Genomic DNA, 18,189 nt, shown 5'->3' on the forward strand with positions numbered 1-18,189 from the left:
TTCAGACCAGTGCGTCACAGCCAACGGGAAGCGTTTCTCCTGGCAGGCTTGCCTGCCAGGAGAACGGCGCCTGTTCGCTGGAATTTTGACCAGATGAGCGTTGAATGATGCATGCAGAGAGAAGACCTCCAAGCTGGCAGCCCAGGCGCTGGTATGCCTGTATTTTCATCGCATGTTTGGTGATCATTGGCGTTGCGGGCGTTTCTCTGATCTCCAGCTACGAGACATCGCTCCAAGAAGAGAAGTCGAATCTCCTGCATGCGCTGTCTGCCTCTGCCGCTGAAACCAACAAGATCATTCTTGCCACCTCTTTGGCGGTAGAGAGAACAGAACAACTTTTACTGGCACCGGGCCGCCAAGGCGAAATCACGGCAGACCCTGATGCCAGCACCGATATCCGCAATGCCTTGATCCAGGAGGTGGCGGCGCTGCCCGGCGTCATCAGCATGAGCGTGCTTGATCGACATGGGAAATGGTCCATTTCCTCACGTTTCAGCAAGCTGCCGCTGTCTCCCGACAACCCCGAGCGCCCCATCTGGAATGCAGCGCTGCAGACAAAGCCTGGCGGCTTCTTCTTGCTGGATTCAAGCAAATCGCCGGTCTTCGATATACCGTCCCTGGTGCTGGGGCGTCCGGTGCGTGACTCCAGTGGGGCGCTGACTGGCATTGTGGTGGCCTTCATTGCCGTGGATTCCATTCGCCAGGCATTCGGTTCACTGCTGCTGGATGGCCATCAGGTCATGGTCAGCCTGCCAAATGGCAAAGACCTGGTCAGAATTCCCCCGGAGAATCCGCACATTCTGGACGGAATGGATTCCGGGCTTGCAAAAATGATGGCTGCAGGCGAGGGCACATTGGACGCTGACGACGGCTTGGGACACGGCTGGATCGTCGCCATGCACCACTCCAGCCAAGGCGGCATGGATCTCGCCTATGCCACGCTGGCCGCGAAGGCAAAGCTCGCGGCTCCATGGTGGAGGTTTGGCAAAACCATCATGGCATGGGTGGCCATCAGCCTGGCTTCATTTTTATTACTGGCGCAATTGTGGATGCGCGAGCGCAGAAGATCCTATTTCGAGGCGAGGGATCTGGTGCAGGTGCATTCACGGCTGAGGCACCATCTTTTCCATGATCCTGCTTCCGAATTGCTCAATTCAACCGGATTTGAGCAACTGCTGAACAGAACGCAAGTACAGCGGCGTCCTGTTGCCATCCATGTCATCGGTATCGAGCATTTGCAAGTGCTGGCAGATACGCTGGTTCCTGGAATGGACAACCCACTGATCTCGCAACTGTCAAAACAATTGCGCTCCTGTATTGGCCAGAATGACGTCGCCGCCCGCCTTGCCATCGAGGAGTTCTGTGTCGCCCAATATGAAGGAGACCCCGATTCCATGGCGAAAACACTCTCCATCCGACTGGGTGAAAAGCGCTACATGCTGGGTGAGCGCAGCATTTTGCTGTCTGTCTGCGTAGGGACGGCGGTCTGCAAGAACAACGAGGACTGGAATCAGCTGCTGCGCGACGGGCGCGCGGCAATGGAGCGGGCGCGATCCCAGGGACGTGGGCGATTCGTGAAATTCGAGCCTTCCGCCGATGGCCCCATGCAGGAGCAACTGCTGCTGGAGCAGGATTTCCGGTCCGCCATCGGAACAAGCCAGTTGTTCATGGCGTACCAGCCGATCTGCCATGTGGCCACGGGAAAAATATCGGGGTTCGAGTCGCTGATGCGCTGGAACAGCCCGGCCAGAGGGTCTGTCCCGCCAGGCGTCTTCATTCCGATGGCAGAGCGGCGCGGCCTGCTGCTTCCCATCGACCAAATGGTGGAGCGCTCCCCGCTGCTGGTTGCCAACGGATGGCCGTCCGATATCTCGGTGTCCATCAACTGCCCGGCCTTTGAATTTCTCGATCCAGGCATGGCGGTGCAATTGAAGGAACATCTGGACCGCGCCGGCCTGAACCCCGAGCGCTGCTACATCGAGGTGACGGAATCGGCCCTGCTTCAAGATGATGAGCAGGTGCTGTCCGTCATGCGGCAAGTGAAGGCACTGGGCGTGAATCTCGCCATCGATGACTTTGGCTCCGGCCATGCCAGTCTTTCCTACCTGCACCGCTTTCCCTTCAACCTGATCAAGATCGATCGCAGCTTCATACAGGCTATGGACAAGGACGCCGGGGCTGCCGCGATTGTCGAGGCCACGCTGGCACTGAGCCGCAGATTGGGCCTTGAAGTCGTCGCGGAAGGCGTGGAAACCACGGAGCAGTTTCTGCACCTGCAGCAGCTCGGGTGCACGTACGTCCAGGGATTCCTGATCGCCCGCCCGATGAACGAGGAGCATGTCCTGCCGTTCCTGGAGAGCTTCAGGCTCAGCGACGTGCTGGAGTGTCCCGCGCACGCCTGAGCACGGTTGCTGCACTGGGGCACAATCGCGCCCTCAGCAGACGCCGCCTGCGCAAGAGGGCCTTGCCGCCATGATGAAGATCGACTCCACCACCGTGCAGCTTGTGCTTGCGATTGCCGAGGAGGGCAGCATTTCACGCGCGGCCGACAGGCTGCAACTGGCGGTGGCAGCGGCCTCGCGGCGGCTCAGTGACCTGGAGCAGCAACTGGGCGCCAGGCTGTTCAAGCGGCAGCCCCATGGAGTGCGCGCCACCGAGCCTGGCCTCAAGCTGCTGGCCCATATCCGCCAGATAGGCAACCTGGTGGAGCGGCTGGAAGCCGACGCCCAGGCCCTGGGCCGCGGGCGCGACGGCCGCATCATCATCGGCGCCCCCAAATCCGCCATCCTGCAGTTCCTGGCTGCCGACATCGCCGTCACCCAGCGGCGCTATCCCCACATCACGCTGCAGGTGATGGAGGAGAACAGCCGCATCGTCCAGCAACTGCTGCGCGACAAGGTCATCGACATCGGTATCTTCGAGAAGACCAGCGGCTTCGTGGATCTGCCACGCTCCGACTACCGCAAGGACAGCCTGGTGCTGGTCTACAGCCGCAGGCATTTCAGCTTTGCCGTCGAGCCTGTGATGCTGGACCAGTTGCTGGACTGCCCCATCGTCAGCCTGGGCCGGGGCTCGGCCATCCTGGCCGCATTGCGACGCGCCCACCGCAGCCGGGGCAGGGTGTTTCGCAACGATTTCGCCGTCAGCGGCTTCGACACCATGCTGGCCCTGGTGCGCGAAGGATTGGGTGTGGGGCTGATGCCACCCGGTGTGCTGCGCAGCTTCCACCCTGAGCCCGACCTGGGTTGGGCCACCCTGGAAGGCGATTGGCACGAGCGCAGCTACGTGCTGTCCTTCATCGAAGGCCAGGCCCAGGAACAGGCGCTGCGCAACGTCGTGGCCGCCCTGCTGCAGGGCGAACGCGCGGTCTGACCCTTCTGGTTTCGCAGATTGCGAAACCAGGCATGCGGCACACAGGCTTGCCGCGATATCGGCGCCCGGCGACAGTGACTGCACAACAACGATGTGCAGGAGACAGACATGAAACGCCGCGACTTCATCGCGGTCGGCGCCACCGCGCTGGCCGCACCCTGGGCAGGGGCCGCGCCCCCGGCCTCCGAACTGCCCAAGGGGTCCGTCAAGATCCTGGTGGGCTGGGCCCCGGGCGGCGGCACCGACGTGTTCGCGCGCATCGTGGGCCAGAAGCTGTCCGAGATCTGGGGCCGGCCCGTGATCGTGGAGAACAAGCCCGGCGCCACGGGCTCGCTGGCGGCCGAATACTTTGCCAAAACCCGCTTCACAGAAGGCATCAACCTGCTGATGGCCCATGTGAACACGCACGCCATCTCGCCGCAGATCTTCAAATCCATCACCTATGACCCGCTCAAGGACTACGCGCCCATCGCCCTGATCGGCGCAACGCCCCACATCCTGGTGACCAGCAGCAGGAACGGCCATGCCTCGGTGCAGGAAGTGGTGGAGCTGTGCCGCAAAAGCCCCGGCAAGGTCAGCTTCGGCTCTTCTGGCACAGGTTCGGTGCAGCACCTTGCGGCCGAGATGTTCAACATGGCGGCAGGTGTCAAGAGCATCCACGTTCCCTACAAAGGGTCAGGCCCCATGCAGACCGACCTGATCGGAGGACAGATCGACTTCAGCTTCGACACCATGACGGCCGCCACTGCCCAGGTCCGCGCAGGAAAAATGCTGGGCATCGCCCAGACCCGCGTGAACCGTGCCAAGGGATTCCCGGCCATGCCCACCATGGACGAGCAGGGCTTCAAGGGCTTTGACGCATCGAGCTGGTACGGCGTCGTCGGCCCGCGCGACATGTCCAGGGAACTGGCCCAGCGCATCAATGCCGACATCAACCGCGTGCTGGCCATGCCCGACGTGGTCAGCCGCTTCGACGGATACGGCGTGGAGGACGGTGGCGGCTCCGTGGACAAGTTCGCGGCCTTCATGGCTGCCGAATACAAGAAGTGGGGCGACGTCGTTCGCGCCGCAAAAGTGACCGAAGAAAGCTGAGGACCCGGCATGAGCAATCCCCAATCCAACCCGCTGCAACTGCCCCTGCAAGGCATCCGCGTGCTCGACGTCAGCCAGGTCATGGCCGGCCCATTTGCCTGCATGCTGCTGGCCGACCTGGGTGCCGATGTCATCAAGGTCGAGCCTCCGGGCACCGGCGACCAGACGCGGGGCGCCATGGGCTTCAAGATGAAGGGCCCGGACAGCATGGGCTTTCTGAACATGAACCGCAACAAGCGGTCGCTGACGCTGGACCTCAAGAGCGAGGAGGGGCGTGAGGCCTTCTACCAGCTGGCCACGACAGCCGATGTCATCGTCGAGAACTATCGGCCCGGCGTGGTCCAGCGCCTGAAGATCGACTACGAAAGCATCCGCCGCATCAATCCGCGCATCGTCTATGTCAGCATCTCGGGCTTCGGCCAGAGTGGGCCCTGGGCCCAGCGGCCGGGGTTCGACCTCATGGCCCAGGCCATGTCGGGCGTGATGAGCGTCACCGGCTACAAGGGAGAGAAACCCGTCAAGGCCGGCGTGCCCGTGGCCGACATCGGTTGCGCACTGTTCGCCACCTACGGACTGCTGGCCGCCTACATCGGCGCGCAGAAGACAGGGCAGGGCCAGCACATAGACGCCTCGCTGTTCGACTCGGCCATGGCTTTCTCGATCTGGGACATGTCCGAATACTGGGGCACCGGCGTGCCGCCCGCGCCGCTGGGTACCAGCAACAAGATGAGCGCCCCCTACCAGGCCGTGAAGGCGCGCGATGGCTACTTCGTCATGGGCGCCACCAACCAGAAGCTCTGGGCCAGGCTGTGCGCGCTGATCGAACGCCCGGATCTGCTCGAGCATGCCGACTACGCCACCGTGGCGCTGCGCCTGAAGCACCGCGAGGCGCTGATAGGCGAGCTGGAAGCGGAATTCGCCCACCACGACAGCGCCGACTGGGTGGACCGCATGCTGGAGGCAGGCATTCCCGCAGGCCCGCTGCTCACCTATCCGCAGGCCTTCGAGGGTGAACACGGCCAGCACCGCGGCATGTGCATGGAGATCGACCATCCCATCGAAGGCAAGGTCAAGAACATCGGCTTTCCCGTCAAGATGCTCGGCACGCCCCAGCAGGTGCGCCGCCATCCGCCGCTGCTGGGCGAGCACAACGCAGAAATCATGGCCGAACTCCAGGCACTGAAGGCCGCCGCATGAGCACGGCCCTGCATGAATCCGTGGCGCTGACCGTTCACGCCGGGGGCGCGGCCGAGATCCTCATCGACCGCCCCGAACGCCACAACGCCATGACACTGCCCATGTACGAGGCACTGCTCACGGCCCTGGAGCGCTGCCAGGCCGACCCGGCCATCCACTGCGTGATGCTGCGCGGTGCGGGCGGCAAATCCTTCATCTCGGGCACGGACATCGCTTACTTCAAGGACTTCCATGACGGCCAGCAAGGCATTGCGTACGAAGCATTCGTGGAGCGCGTGATCGACGCCGTGGAGCGCATCGCCGTGCCCACCATCGCCGTCATCGACGGCTGGGCCGTGGGCGGCGGCCTGGCCCTGGCCACGGCATGCGACTTTCGCATCTGCAGCACAGGCTCGCGCTTCGGTGCGCCGATTGCCAAGACGCTGTCCAACACGCTGTCGTCACGCAACATCGCCCGCCTGGTGGCCAGCCTCGGCGTGCCGCGCGTCAAGCGCATGCTGCTGCTGGCCGACTACCTGTCAGCCGGGCAGGCCGAGGCCTGCGGGTTCGTGCATGCGGTGGTGCCGGCAGATCAATTGCAAGCCCAGGCACAGGCGCTGGCCGAGCAGCTCATGGCCTTGTCGGCAACCACCCAGTCAGCGGTCAAGGAAAGCCTGAGGCGCATCGTGGTGGAGCAGCGGCTGGATGATGAGGATCTGGTGTCGGCGGTTTATGGGAGTGGGGCGTTTCGCGCTGGGGTGGCGGGATTCAACAGGCAATGATTTGAGCCAGCCTTGCCAGAATCTGGCGCAATCCTACAAATTGCTTGGCTAAACTCCACAGCCTGGAAAGAGGCGGTGGCTGCATTCTTGGCCTGAAAGAAAAGGCCGGTTGCTGCGCGTAGCCGCCCCTCAGATCAACGCAGCCCGAGAAATCCCATGCAAATCAAGAAATGCATTTCCGTCCTGCTGGCCAGCAGCTTCATCCTGCCGGTTCTGCCTGCGCGTGCAGGCGAAGAGACGGTGCAGCTCATGTCCAATGGCCGCTACCAGACCTACAGCCTGCCCGACGATGCGCAGCAGGTGCAACTGGTCGAGACCTTGGCTGGCAACTGCAGCTACAACCAGAACTGGGGCTATGACCTGGGCCGCCGGGAGATGTGGGTCAAGGGCGGCTGCGGGGGGCGTTTCCGCATCCTGACCGGCCTGCCCCAGGGCGCGCAGGGCCAGGAAGGCGGGAGCGACAACACGGGCGCATGGATCGCCGGTGCCGCCGTGGCAGCCATTGCCGGCGCCGCCATTTTGGCGAACAAGCGCGACAAGGACCGCGAACGTGACCGCGACGAGCAATGGAACGATGACCGCTATCCGGGCCAGCAGCCCGGCTATCCCTCGTGGGGTGGACGGGAGGTGCGGGGCCAGAACGGGCTGTGCCTGGATATATCCGGGGGGCTTCGCCCAGGCAATGGGCTCATCGTCTACCACTGCAGCGGCGGTGAGAATCAGCGCTTCACGTTGACGCGTGATGGCGAGATGCGCGTGGGCGACCTGTGCCTGGACGTGGCCGATGGCAACACCCGCAATGGTGCGCGGGTGATTGCTTGGCAATGCCGCAACCAGCCCAACCAGAAATGGGACTGGAGCCGTGGCCAGATCCGCAGCCGTTTTGCCAACAAGTGCCTGGACATCGAAGGCGGCAATGCCCGGCCGGGCCAGCCCGTGATCGTGTGGTCCTGCGCCGGCGGCCCGAACCAGCGCTGGAACTGAGGACGCTTGTTGCACAAGCTCTCTCCCGCGCCCGGGCCAGTGCCCGGACGCAACGCCGTTGCGGGCTTCCGGCGGCTGGGGCCCTTGCAGTGGCTGGGCCTGATCACTGGCGCCGTGCTGCTGGGCGATGCCGTGGTGCTGATGGCGCGCGGCATGTTCAATCTGGGCGTGACGCTGCCAGCGGTGCTGGGCCTGCTGTTCATGGCCTGCAGCTTCTGGCGCCCGGCCATTGCGCGCAGGCTGCGCGCCAGTGCCTGGCTGCGGCGTGCCTGGTGGCTGGGCTGGGCGGCGTTGGCGATGTGGCTGGTCAGCCTGCTGGTGTTCTGGGCGCACCTGCTGTCCGCCTCGTCCGGGTTGCCACCGGAACAGCCGGTGCAGGCCATCGTGGTGCTGGGCAGTGCCACGCGTGACGGCCAGCCGTCGCTCACGCTGGCCCAGCGGCTGGACCGCGCTGCCGAGCTGGCCGCCCGCCAGCCCAAGGCGCTGGTGCTCACCAGCGGCGGGGTGGACTTTGGGGAAAGCGAGAGCGAAGGCGCCATCATGGCGCGCTATCTGCAGCAGCGCCACGGCCTGCCGCCCGAGCGCCTGCTGATGGAGGAGCGCAGCACCAGCACGGCGCTGAACCTGGCCTGGAGCCTGCCCCTGCTGCAGGCGCGCGGGGTGGAGCCGCAGGCGGCAATCGCCATCGTCACCAGCGACTTCCACACCCTGCGCGCCGGCTGGATAGCCGAGCGCAGCGGCTACGGCCAGGCCTTCACCGTGGGTGCGCCCACGCCCCTGACGATCCGCGCCAACGCCTGGCTGCGCGAGTACTTTGCGGTGATCAGCGGATGGGTGCTGGGGGAGTTCTGAGCCGCTGTGCGATGGGCTGCGGCCTTGCGGATTGGCTCCACAATGTGATTCTTCATAAATCAACAGGAGTGAGACAGTGGCAAGCGAACAGCGTCCTTTCCGGGTTCTGGGCATACAGCAGGTGGCCATCGGCGGCACCGACAAGCAGCGCATGAAGCGTCTGTGGGTGGACATGCTGGGCCTGACCCAGACCGGCACATTCCAGAGCGAGCGCGAGAACGTGGACGAAGACATCCTGGCCATGGGCCAGGGCGCGCACAAGGTCGAGGTGGACATCATGCAGCCGCTGGACATCGACAAGAAGCCCGCCGTCCACACCACGCCGCTGAACCATATCGGCCTGTGGATCGATGACCTGCCGCTGGCCGTGCAGTGGCTGACGGAGCAGGGCGTGCGCTTTGCGCCCGGCGGCATCCGCAAGGGCGCGGCCGGCTACGACATCTGCTTTCTGCACCCCAAGAGCAATGACGAGTTTCCGATCGCTGGCGAGGGTGTGCTGATCGAACTGGTACAGGCGCCGGCCGAGGTGATTGCCGCCTTGGGCTGAGACGTCTTCAGGCGAAAGGCTGGACGCGCCGCTCGGCATGCTCCAGCAGCCACAGCCTTTTTCGGGCGCGCGTCATGGCCACGTACAGGCGGTTGCGCTCCAGAAAGGCCAGCGCGTGCGGGGCCGAGGCCGGAAAGCGGCCAGGCTCCATGAAGGGCAGGGCGACATGCTCGTATTCCTTGCCCTTGGCTTCCTCGATGGTGCTCAGATGAAAGTCGAAGCCGCGCTCGGCCCGCACGGTTCGTTCGAAGCGCGTAGCCATGGCGGCCACCTGGGCCAGCATGTCGGGCACGGCCATGCCCGCCACCGAATCCATGAAGGCCTTCACGCGCTGACGCATGGCCGCCGCCTGGGCCTGCGACAGGGCCACGCCCGCAAAAAGGCCCCAGACATCGGCCTGCTCCAGCAGGCTGCGTGCGTCTGACTGAAGCGCCAGGGGCAGCTGCAAAAAGCTGCCAAAGGCCTGGAAGTTGCGTTGCCCGCCCTGCAGGCTGGACTGGTTTCCCAGAAATCGCCAGATGATCTGCGGGTTGTGCAGCATCTCGCCCGCCATGCGCTGGGCCAGCGTATGGCGGCTTGACGGATCGGCCATGTCGGCGCCATCCACGCTGCCCTTGCCGTAGAAAAGCGCACCTTCCACAAAGGCCGCCAGGGTCTCGCTGCCCAGCACGCTGGTCTCAGCCTTCCATGACAGCGCCTGCATGCCATGTGCGTAGCAAAGGCCCAGCAGCAGGGCAATCTCGCGCTGCAGGTAAAAGCGCTTGAAGCCGTAGAAGCTGGCGGACTTGCCGGCGCGGTGGATGGCCCATTCCAGCGCGCAGGCATCTTGCTCATGGCGCAGGATCACGGTCAGCGAGGGATTGCGCGCGCCGGGCGACGGGGGCTCACCCGGCGCCGCCGTTGGCGTGCCGCGCGCCAGACCGGCCTGGATCTGCAGCAGCTGGTCAATGCACTGGCTGTCATCGGTGTGCTGCAGTTGCTGCACGGTGCTGAAGCGCGTGGGCGCCGCAGTCAGGCCAACGTTGAACAGCGCATTGACCGCCTTGGCGATCTGCGGGCCAAAGCGCCGCGACTGGGTCAGCGCCAGCGTGGCCGTGGCTTGGGGCAGGAAGTCATCGAGCTGGTGGAGCTTGTCGCGGAACACGGACCAGGCCTGTGCCTCGATGTGCTGGTTGAAGTCGCCTGCGCCCAGGAAGGCGCAGCCGCTGGTTCCGACCAGGGCGCGCAGCAGTTGCAGCGAGGCCGGGTCCAGGTCATGCATCTCGTCGAACACCACCAGGTCGTAGCGCGGCAGGTCCAGCGCCTGGCCCTGCAGGGCGTCGCTGGCCAGTGCATGGCTGCAGTCGCCTTCGGCGTAGTACAGCGGGTCGCCGCAGTGGTCGATGCGGCGGCGCTCGTACTCGAAGAACAGGCCGGCCATGCGGTAGTCGAGCAAATACTCCTCGCAGAAACTGGCCAGTCCCATGCCTTCCTCGGCCAGGCGCTGGGGCAGCAACGACTTCTTGGCGCTGAGGTTGAAGTCCCAGAAGGCGTCCAGATCCAGATCGCCGGGCTGCTCGAACAAAGGGTCGGGCTGCCAGGCCAGCCGCTCGCACAGCGCGGCATGTGCCTCGCGCACACGGGCCTGCAGTGCCACGCGGTCGGCCAGAAAGCGGGCCGCAGGGTCGCGGCGGCGGATCTGCTGGGCCGCCCAGCGTTCCACCGTGGTGATCTGTACCTGGGGCGGCACCTCGCGCACCAGTTGCTTGAGCCGGTGATGAAAGGCCGCCACGCCGGAGCGCGAATAGGCCAGCACCAGGATGCGCTGGGCCTGGCCGCTGCGGCAGGCCTGAACCACCTTGCAGGCCAGCGTGGTCGTCTTGCCTACGCCCGCCAGCGCCGCCACGATGGCCGAACGTCCCTCATGCGCCAGGATGGCCTGCTGCTCGCGCGACAGCAGCAGCGGTTGGCCGTGATCGGTGGGAAATTCCAGGGAGCGCAGGGACATCGGAGCGAATCGGGGAAAGTGGTGGAAAGCGGGTGGAAGCACGGGCCGTGGCAATGAAAACCGCCGTGGCGACGACGGCGGGCACCCATTGTGGTCGTTTTGGAGAGGCATCTGGCAGGTATTGGGAATCAAGGCCTGCGCCCGCTTGCACATCTTTTTCGGTCTGCATCGGACAATTGAGCGATGTTGACCGCCAATGGCTGCGCGCTTGCGGCATGAAGCATGCAGGCAGAAAAACTTCTGCCAAAACGCAGCGAACATCGCTCAAAAATAAGCGAAGTTCGCTCTTTTTGCAGGTCATGAAAATGGGGCAACTATTTTTGCCAAGGAGCCGGCTTTTTCATTCCCAAGGCTTTTTTTGCTCATCAGAATGAAAAAAGCAGACCCACAGAGGAGTTTTTGATGACCGCCTGCAGCACCACCCCGACGACTTCCGCCAACTCCGCACAGCCTGCGGCCGGCAGCCCATTGCAATGGCATGCACGCCCCTCCAAAAGCGACACGCTGCCGTTTGACGGCGCCTGGAGCGTGCAGGCCATCCAGGAACTGCTGGACAAGCCCTTCATGGACCTGATGTTCCAGGCCCAGAGCGTGCACCGCGAGCACTGGCCTGCGGGCGACATCGAGCTGGCCACGCTGCTGTCGGTCAAGACGGGCGGATGCCCCGAGAACTGCGGCTACTGCCCGCAGGCGGCAGAGTTCGATACCGGCGTCAAGGCGGAAAAGCTCATGAGCGTGGACGAAGTCACGCGGGCCGCCCAGGCCGCCAAGGATGCGGGCGCCACGCGCTTTTGCATGGGCGCGGCCTGGCGCGCGCCCAAGGACCGCGACATCGAGAAGATGAACGAGCTGATCGGCGCCGTGAAGGGCCTGGGCATGCAGACCTGCGCCACGCTGGGCATGCTCCAGCCGCATCAGGCGCAGTCGCTGCGCGAAGCGGGCCTGGACTACTACAACCACAACCTGGACACCGCGCCCGAGTACTACCAGGACGTGGTCAGCACGCGCCAGTACCAGGACCGCCTGGACACGCTCAAGGCCGTGCGCGGCGCAGGCATCAGCGTGTGCTGCGGCGGCATCATCGGCATGGGCGAGGCGCCTGTGCACCGCGCGGGCCTGATCGCCCAGCTGGCCAATCTCAACCCCCATCCCGAATCCGTGCCCATCAACAGCCTGGTGCGCGTGCCCGGCACGCCGCTGGCGGACAGCGAGCCAGTCGATCCGCTGGACTTCGTGCGCGTGATCGCGGTGGCGCGCATCACCATGCCCACGGCGCGCGTGCGCCTGTCGGCAGGCCGGCAGCAGCTGGGCGACGCCGTGCAGGCCCTGTGCTTCATGGCCGGCGCCAACTCCATCTTCTATGGCGACAAGCTGCTGGTCACCGGCAACCCCGATGTGGAAGCCGACACCACGCTGCTGCGCAAGCTGGGCCTGAGCGGCACGCGGACCTCGGTACAGGAGTGAGCTTTTTGAGCTTTTGAGCTCTTTTGAGCCAGCGGCTCAGGACTGCGGCCGGCCGCTGCCTTGCGCGGCGGCGGCCGCATCGTCGTCGCCGGCATCGAGCAGCCTGGCCGCACGGTTGCTCAACGCGGAATCCGCACGGAAATAGCCCAGCACCGTATTGACGCTGCTGTGCCCCGTCAGCGCCATGGTGTCGGGCAAGGGCACGTTCTGGCGCCCGGCCTCGGTCACAAAGCCTGAGCGCAGGGAATGCGCCGAGAAATCCCCCTCCACGCCCGCCAGCGCGCAGCGCTGCTTCACGATGTCGCGCACGGCCGCTGGCGACAGGGGCTCGCCCACATGGCCGCCTTTGCGGATGCGCCGGAAGATCGGCCCTTCCTGTATGGCGGCGGCACGCAGCCAATCGGCCAGCGCCTGGGCCGCGCGCCCGGTCACGGGCTTGTGGTTCTCGGGCGCATCCCGCCCGGACTGGTTGGTCTTGGAGTGCGCCAGCGTGTAGATGAATTCCTGCGGCCCCACGGCGCGCAGGTGGCGCATGTCGGCCCCAGCCACCTCCGAGCGGCGGCGCCCGCCGCTGGACCAGGCGAACAGCAGCAGGGCGCGGTCGCGGCGGCCGCGCAGGCTGTCATCGCAGGTCTGCAGCAATTGCTCCAGCAGGTCGCGCGTCAGCGCATCCTTTTTGGCCGGCTGCTCGCCGCGCCGCGCATAGGCCTTGCGCGTGCGCGACATCAGCTCGCGCACCGCGCCGTCCTGGCAAGGGTTGGCCAAACCGTGCACCTGATGCGCCTTGGAAAGCACCGCCATGCGGTGCACCAGCGTGTTGTGCGACAGGGGGCCTTCGCGGGCCTTGTATCCGGCCTCGACCAGGGCGCGGTCCATGTGCGCCGGCATTTCACTGGCCAGGCCCGCGCCGGTCTGCCGCTGGGCGTGGTCGATGATGAACTGCAGCACACAGGCCACATCCAGCGGCAGCTGCATCTGCCGCTCAAAGCGCAGCGCATGCCAGGCGGCCCAGTAGCGCATCGCACTCTGGTAGCTGTTTCTGGTGTTGGTGGATTCGCCCTCGCGCAGCAACTCGCGCACGGCCTGCTGGGCGGCAGGCTCCAGCCCCGCAGAGGGCAGGATGCTGCCTTGCTGTGTGCCTTCCAGAGGCTGGTCTTGGGGAATCAGCGAAAAGGGGCCGTTGCGCATCCGTGGATTGTCGCCCGGTGCAGCATGGCCGCCCGCCGCGGAGCCTGCGGCCATGCAGGGCATGCAAAGTTCAGTTTCCAAGCTTTCCAGAGGCTGCAGCGGCTTTTTGCCTGGGCAAAGCCGTGTAATGTGCGTATCCATACTGTATGAAAATTTCATATGTAATATTTAATACATGGCACATATGATGTATTACGTAATATTAAAATAACTCACGATAACAATCACTTATCGTTGGTAATCTGGAAAATAGTTCACGATATGCAGAAAACATCCACCCGCGGCGTGCAGGAAGCCGATGTCTGGGCCGCGGCAGACGCCTTGATCGCCCAGGGCCTGCGGCCGACCATCGAGCGCGTGCGCCAGCAAATCGGCCGAGGCTCGCCAAATACCGTCAGCCCGATGCTGGAGACCTGGTTTGCCACCCTGGGCCAGCGCCTGGGCGTGGCGGCAGGGCAGGGCGAGCTGCTGCCCTCGTCCGTGCCCGATCCCGTTCAGCGCCTGGCGCAGCAGCTTTGGGACGCTGCCCAGGAAGCCGCCATGGAGGCCGCCCGCGCCGCGCTGCAATCGCGCGAGGAAGCAGCGCAGGCCACGCAGGCCGAGCTGCAGGAGCAGCAAGAGCAAATGGCGCGGCGCGAGGCGTCCATGCAGGCGCAGAAAGAGGCCATGGACCAGGCCCTGCAAGTGGCCCAGGCGCAGTCGCAGGACTTGTCGCGCCGGCTGGATGAAATGCAGCAGCAGCTGCAGGACCGCGACGAGCGTCTGGAGGAAATGCGCGATGCGCTGGCCGAAGCCGCCCGCCAGCGCGAGGCGCTGCAGCAAAAGCATGGCGAAGAAATGCAGTCTGCCGCGCTGGAACGCCAGCGCATGGCCGAGCAATACGCGGGCAATGAGCGCCACATGCTCAACGAAGTTGACCGCGCACGCCAGGAACTGGCGGCTGCGCGCAAGACAGCCACCGAGCAGGAGCGCAAGGCAGCGACCCGCCTTGCAGAGCTGCAAGGCCGCTATGAAAAGAGCGAGGAGGAACAGCTGAGCCTGCACTCCCAGTTGCAGACCGCCCAGAATGCGGCCGCCCTGGCGCAGGAGCGTGCGGCGGACCTGCGCAGCCTGCTGGAGGCGCAGCAGCGATTGGCCGCTGGCGGCGGTGCCTTGCCGGATGCCGGCGCGGGGCTTTCGCTGGGCCGGCGCGGCAGCCTGTCCGCGGCGCGCCGCTCCATGACGCGCCTCAAGGACAGGAGAGGCTAGGGCGTATCGCCCAGGCCAAGGTCAGGCCTTGGCGCGCGATTTGCCTTGGGGCGGCCGATGTCTGCGCATGGCCTGCGTGATGCTGTCTACCGTTCCACGCACATGCGCGCGCACTTCGCGCTCCATGCGATCCGGGTCACCGGCCTGCAGGCTGGCCACCAGTTGCTGGTGGTGCTCCTGCAACTTCGGCGAGGGCTCGTTGTTTTCCAGCCAGATCCGCATCAGCGGCTCGACCACCGAATGCAGGGCCGAGATCTGCTCGCACAGGCGCGGGGCTGCGCTGATGCGGCAAAAGCGCTCGTGAAAGCGCCGGTGCACCGTGATCCATTCCGACTGATCACTCTCGCAGCGCTTCATTTTCAAAAGCAGGTCCTGCAGGTCGTCCACATCCGCCTGGGTGCAGCGCCTGGCGGCCATGGCTGCGGCCAGGCCTTCGAGCACGGCACGCATCTCGAAAACCTCGATGACCTCGCTCTCGGAAAGCTCCCGCACGATCGCGCCCCGGTTCGGCGGCATGACCAACAGGCCTTCCGCAGTCAGCCGGCGCAAGGCCTCGCGGACCGGCATGCGGCTCATGCCGATGGAGTTGGCGATGTCATCGGCCACCAGCCTGTCGCCCGGCTTCAGCAGTCCCATGCGGATGCCATGAGAGAGGTGTTGGTAGGCCTCTTCGTGGGCACTGGTCTGTGCCGCATCGGGCGAGGGGGTGGCAAGTGGCGGCATGGTGATGGTTCTGGGATGGGCGGAGCCCGGTCGTCATTCTAGGTTTGGCTGTCAGGGTCCAGGGCGCACCCTGATGGTGCATTGTGTACGGCCAATCCAGGCATGGTGATTGCTTGGGTATCTTTGGAAAAATTGGATACAAAGATATCAGGATACGGTAATCTCGAGGCTGCCATCGCGCCCTGCGTCGATGGCGCGGTCCGCTGCAAGCAGCGTTGGCAGCCTCGGCCCCCATTCATTGCCCGATATCCAAGTCCCAGCAACACAAGGAAGAAGAACCGTTATGCGTAATTTCCAGAATCCTGGCCGTTCCGTCGTCATGTCCACGCACGGCATGGCGGCAACCTCGCACCCGGCCGCCACCCAGGCCGCTGTTCGCATCCTGGAGGCCGGCGGCACCGCCATGGATGCCGCCGTCGCGGCCTGTGCGGTCCAGTGCGTGGTGGAGCCTGGCTCCACCGGCATTGGAGGAGACTGCTTTGCGCTGTACAGCGAAAAGGGCTCCGACCAGATCACGGCCTACAACGGCGCCGGCTGGGCGCCCCAGGCCACCTCCCTGAAGGCCGTTCTTGCCTCGGGCGAGGAAAAGCAATTGCGCCGCCAGTCGCCCTACGTGGTCACGGTGCCTGGCGCCGTGGACGCCTGGGTCGCCCTGACGGACCGGTTCGGCCGGCTGCCCATGGGCCGCCTTCTGGAAGATGCCATCCGCTTCGCCGAGCAGGGCTATGCCGTGGCGCCGCGCGCCGGCACCGACTGGGCCATGCACACGCAACTGCTGGCCGCCACCACTGCGCGCGACATCATGCTGGTCGATGGCCAGGCCCCGGCCATCGGATCGGTTCACCGCCAGCCGCAGTTGGGCGCCACCTTGCGCAAAATCGCCGAACAGGGCCGCGCCGGCTTCTACGAGGGAGAGGTCGCGCAGGACATCGTCTCCTATCTGCGCAGCCTCGGTGGCGTGCACACGCTTGAGGACTTCGCCACCTATCGTGGCGAGTTCGTGCAGCCGGTCAAGAGCAGGTTCCGAGACCATGTGGTGCACGAGTGCCCGCCTCCGGGCCAAGGCATCATTGCCCTGCTGCTGCTGAACATTCTTCAGGGCCTGGAGCCGGGCACGGACCCGCTCTCGCCCGAGCGGCTGAAGGCCGAGATCGATGCCACGCGCATGGCCTACCGGGTGCGGGATGCGCTGCTGGCCGATCCGCGCTTCGCCGATGTGGACATCGACTATCTGCTGTCGCAGGAGCTGGCCGGCCAGCTGCGCAACGGCGAGTTCCCGGAGCATTTCAAGACCCCGGCGACCAATGCGGCAGCGGAGCACAAGGACACGGTCTACATCTCGGTGGTGGACAAGGATCGCAACTGCGCCAGCTTCATCAACTCGATCTTCCACCCCTTCGGCTCCGGCCTGATGGCGCCCAAATCAGGCGTGCTGCTGCACAACCGGGGCCAGAGCTTTGAACTGGCTGAGGGCCACCCCAATTGCATCGGACCCGGCAAACGGCCCCTGCACACCATCATCCCCGGCATGACCACGAAGGATGGTCGCGTGGAGCTGGTGTTCGGCGTGATGGGCGGCCACTACCAGGCCATGGGCCATGCGCACTTTCTGTCCAAGGTGATCGACTACGGCTGCGATATCCAGGCCGCCAGCGATCTGCCCCGGCTGTTCCCCATTCCCGGCACCGACAAGGTCGAGGTTGAAAGCACCTTGCCGCAGCATGTCGCGCAGGCGCTGGAGCAGCAGGGCTACCGGTTGGTGGCGCCCGGCTATCCTGCCATCGGCGGCGCCCAGGCCATTCGGGTGGATTGGGACAACGGCGTACTGCACGGCGCATCCGACCACCGCAAGGACGGCTGCGCCATGGGTGCCAACCGCTCCTGACGGACGGAAGCCTGCGCGCTGGCTTCACGCTTCGCGACAGCGAAGGGGCCGGCGCGGCTTTCAGTGCGGATTTCAGTCGGCCTGGTTCGCCTGGAGGATGCCTGGAAGCGTGCGCAGGATGTGGGCGCGCATCAGGGCTTCCACCTTTGCGCCATCCCTGGCCTTCAATGCGCCTATGAGTTCTTCGTGCCTGTCGTGCACGTAGTCCGTCGATGGCTTGCCCTCCAGCCACACCCGCATCAGGGGCTCGGAGACCGAGTGCAGGGACGCGATCTGCCGCATCAGCTGGGGAGCGTCGGCAATGGTGCACAGGCGCTCGTGGAACTGGCGGTGCGCCGTGATCCATTCCGATGCATTCAGGCCGCTGCGGTGCATGCGCTGCAGCAATTGCTCCAGATCGTGGATGTCATTGGTGGTCACGTTCTCGGCCGCCAGGGTGGCCGCCAGGCCCTCCAGCACCGAACGCATGGCGAACACCTCGCGCACCTCTTTTTCGGTCAGCACCCGAACCACCGAGCCACGGTTGGGGCGGTTGACGATCAGCCCTTCCGTGGCAAGGCGGTTCAGCGCCTCGCGCACGGGCATGCGGCTGGTGCCAATTTCGGCCGCGATGTCATCCGGTGCCAGCCGCATGCCCGGGCGCAGTTCGCCCGTGCGTATGCCGCGCTTGATGTGTTGGTAGGCCTCTTCCTGTGCCGTGGCATGGACAGTGTCAAACGAGGCGCGTCGGTCGGTCAGCATGGTTTATCCGGTGTCTTTCGCCCAGGGCAGGGGCCCGCCGATTCTACGGGGACCTGCCTGCGCCTCCCGGGGACCCCGTTTGCGCCGGTTTCCACGCAGCCATGCCTGTGCAGGTAATGGCAAGAGGCGGTTTTCCCTAGAGCTGGTT

At 65.1% G+C, this 18,189-nt stretch carries 17 protein-coding genes; 12 read left to right on the forward strand and 5 right to left on the reverse strand.

Features of this window, described 5'->3' with window-relative positions; genetic code table 11:
- Window position 1: 1 nt before the first annotated feature.
- On the reverse strand, window positions 2-187 hold the full coding sequence (locus BO996_RS29470; protein ID WP_198041309.1) for a hypothetical protein: 186 nt from the start codon (window positions 185-187) through the stop codon (window positions 2-4).
- On the opposite strand from BO996_RS29470, the gene BO996_RS17395 reads away from it, so the two are divergent.
- The 8 genes from BO996_RS17395 (at window position 180) to BO996_RS17430 (ending at window position 8,805) form a co-directional block, all read left to right on the forward strand.
- On the forward strand, window positions 180-2,402 hold the full coding sequence (locus BO996_RS17395; RefSeq protein WP_232240550.1) for a bifunctional diguanylate cyclase/phosphodiesterase: 2,223 nt from the start codon (window positions 180-182) through the stop codon (window positions 2,400-2,402). The two genes, BO996_RS29470 and BO996_RS17395, sit on opposite strands and share 8 nt — an antisense overlap.
- 70 nt (window positions 2,403-2,472) lie before the next feature.
- A complete protein-coding gene (locus BO996_RS17400; protein WP_071955898.1) occupies window positions 2,473-3,372 on the forward strand; it encodes a LysR family transcriptional regulator in 900 nt (299 codons plus the stop codon).
- 108 nt (window positions 3,373-3,480) lie between these two features.
- The gene (locus BO996_RS17405) at window positions 3,481-4,464 is read left to right on the forward strand and encodes a Bug family tripartite tricarboxylate transporter substrate binding protein (protein ID WP_071955900.1); all 984 of its coding nucleotides are present in this window, start codon (window positions 3,481-3,483) and stop codon (window positions 4,462-4,464) included.
- Window positions 4,465-4,473: 9 nt separating this feature from the next.
- Window positions 4,474-5,661 (forward strand): CaiB/BaiF CoA transferase family protein, encoded by a 1,188-nt coding sequence (locus tag BO996_RS17410; RefSeq protein ID WP_071955902.1) that lies wholly within the window; start codon window positions 4,474-4,476, stop codon window positions 5,659-5,661.
- Window positions 5,658-6,422: an enoyl-CoA hydratase gene (locus tag BO996_RS17415; RefSeq protein WP_071955904.1), complete on the forward strand. Its 765-nt coding sequence runs from the start codon at window positions 5,658-5,660 to the stop codon at window positions 6,420-6,422. Before BO996_RS17410 ends, BO996_RS17415 begins: the two co-directional genes overlap by 4 nt.
- A 156-nt stretch (window positions 6,423-6,578) precedes the next feature.
- Window positions 6,579-7,406, forward strand: a complete 828-nt coding sequence (locus BO996_RS17420; protein WP_071955906.1) for a lectin — start codon at window positions 6,579-6,581, stop codon at window positions 7,404-7,406.
- 9 nt (window positions 7,407-7,415) lie between these two features.
- Window positions 7,416-8,258, forward strand: a complete 843-nt coding sequence (locus BO996_RS17425; RefSeq protein ID WP_071957141.1) for a YdcF family protein — start codon at window positions 7,416-7,418, stop codon at window positions 8,256-8,258.
- 76 nt (window positions 8,259-8,334) lie between these two features.
- On the forward strand, window positions 8,335-8,805 hold the full coding sequence (locus tag BO996_RS17430; RefSeq protein ID WP_013802423.1) for a VOC family protein: 471 nt from the start codon (window positions 8,335-8,337) through the stop codon (window positions 8,803-8,805).
- Between the two features lie 7 nt (window positions 8,806-8,812).
- Here the strand turns inward: BO996_RS17430 and BO996_RS17435 are convergent, their stop codons facing one another.
- Window positions 8,813-10,792 carry a UvrD-helicase domain-containing protein gene (locus BO996_RS17435; protein ID WP_071955908.1) on the reverse strand — a complete coding sequence of 660 codons (1,980 nt, stop codon included), beginning with the start codon at window positions 10,790-10,792 and terminating at the stop codon, window positions 8,813-8,815.
- 53 nt (window positions 10,793-10,845) lie between these two features.
- Here BO996_RS17435 and BO996_RS29200 point away from each other — a divergent pair, with 53 nt between their 5' ends.
- The gene (locus BO996_RS29200; protein ID WP_156897980.1) at window positions 10,846-11,166 is read left to right on the forward strand and encodes a hypothetical protein; all 321 of its coding nucleotides are present in this window, start codon (window positions 10,846-10,848) and stop codon (window positions 11,164-11,166) included.
- 28 nt (window positions 11,167-11,194) lie between these two features.
- Complete coding sequence (gene bioB / locus BO996_RS17440; protein WP_071955910.1) at window positions 11,195-12,256, forward strand: biotin synthase BioB; 1,062 nt, start codon at window positions 11,195-11,197, stop codon at window positions 12,254-12,256.
- Between the two features lie 36 nt (window positions 12,257-12,292).
- On the opposite strand, the gene BO996_RS17445 is transcribed toward bioB, so the two are convergent.
- The gene (locus BO996_RS17445) at window positions 12,293-13,498 is read right to left on the reverse strand and encodes a site-specific integrase (RefSeq protein ID WP_232240354.1); all 1,206 of its coding nucleotides are present in this window, start codon (window positions 13,496-13,498) and stop codon (window positions 12,293-12,295) included.
- 207 nt (window positions 13,499-13,705) lie between these two features.
- Here BO996_RS17445 and BO996_RS17450 point away from each other — a divergent pair, with 207 nt between their 5' ends.
- A complete protein-coding gene (locus BO996_RS17450; protein ID WP_071955912.1) occupies window positions 13,706-14,692 on the forward strand; it encodes a DNA-binding protein in 987 nt (328 codons plus the stop codon).
- Between the two features lie 21 nt (window positions 14,693-14,713).
- Here BO996_RS17450 and BO996_RS17455 read toward each other — a convergent pair whose 3' ends face one another.
- A complete protein-coding gene (locus BO996_RS17455) occupies window positions 14,714-15,415 on the reverse strand; it encodes a GntR family transcriptional regulator (protein ID WP_013802419.1) in 702 nt (233 codons plus the stop codon).
- Window positions 15,416-15,698: 283 nt separating this feature from the next.
- On the opposite strand from BO996_RS17455, the gene BO996_RS17460 reads away from it, so the two are divergent.
- Window positions 15,699-17,300 carry a gamma-glutamyltransferase family protein gene (locus BO996_RS17460; RefSeq protein ID WP_071955915.1) on the forward strand — a complete coding sequence of 534 codons (1,602 nt, stop codon included), beginning with the start codon at window positions 15,699-15,701 and terminating at the stop codon, window positions 17,298-17,300.
- A gap of 72 nt (window positions 17,301-17,372) precedes the next feature.
- Here BO996_RS17460 and BO996_RS17465 read toward each other — a convergent pair whose 3' ends face one another.
- Window positions 17,373-18,041 (reverse strand): GntR family transcriptional regulator, encoded by a 669-nt coding sequence (locus BO996_RS17465; protein WP_012205610.1) that lies wholly within the window; start codon window positions 18,039-18,041, stop codon window positions 17,373-17,375.
- Window positions 18,042-18,189: the final 148 nt, after the last annotated feature.

Source organism: Delftia sp. HK171 (assembly GCF_001886655.1).
Taxonomy (GTDB): domain Bacteria; phylum Pseudomonadota; class Gammaproteobacteria; order Burkholderiales; family Burkholderiaceae_C; genus Comamonas; species Comamonas acidovorans.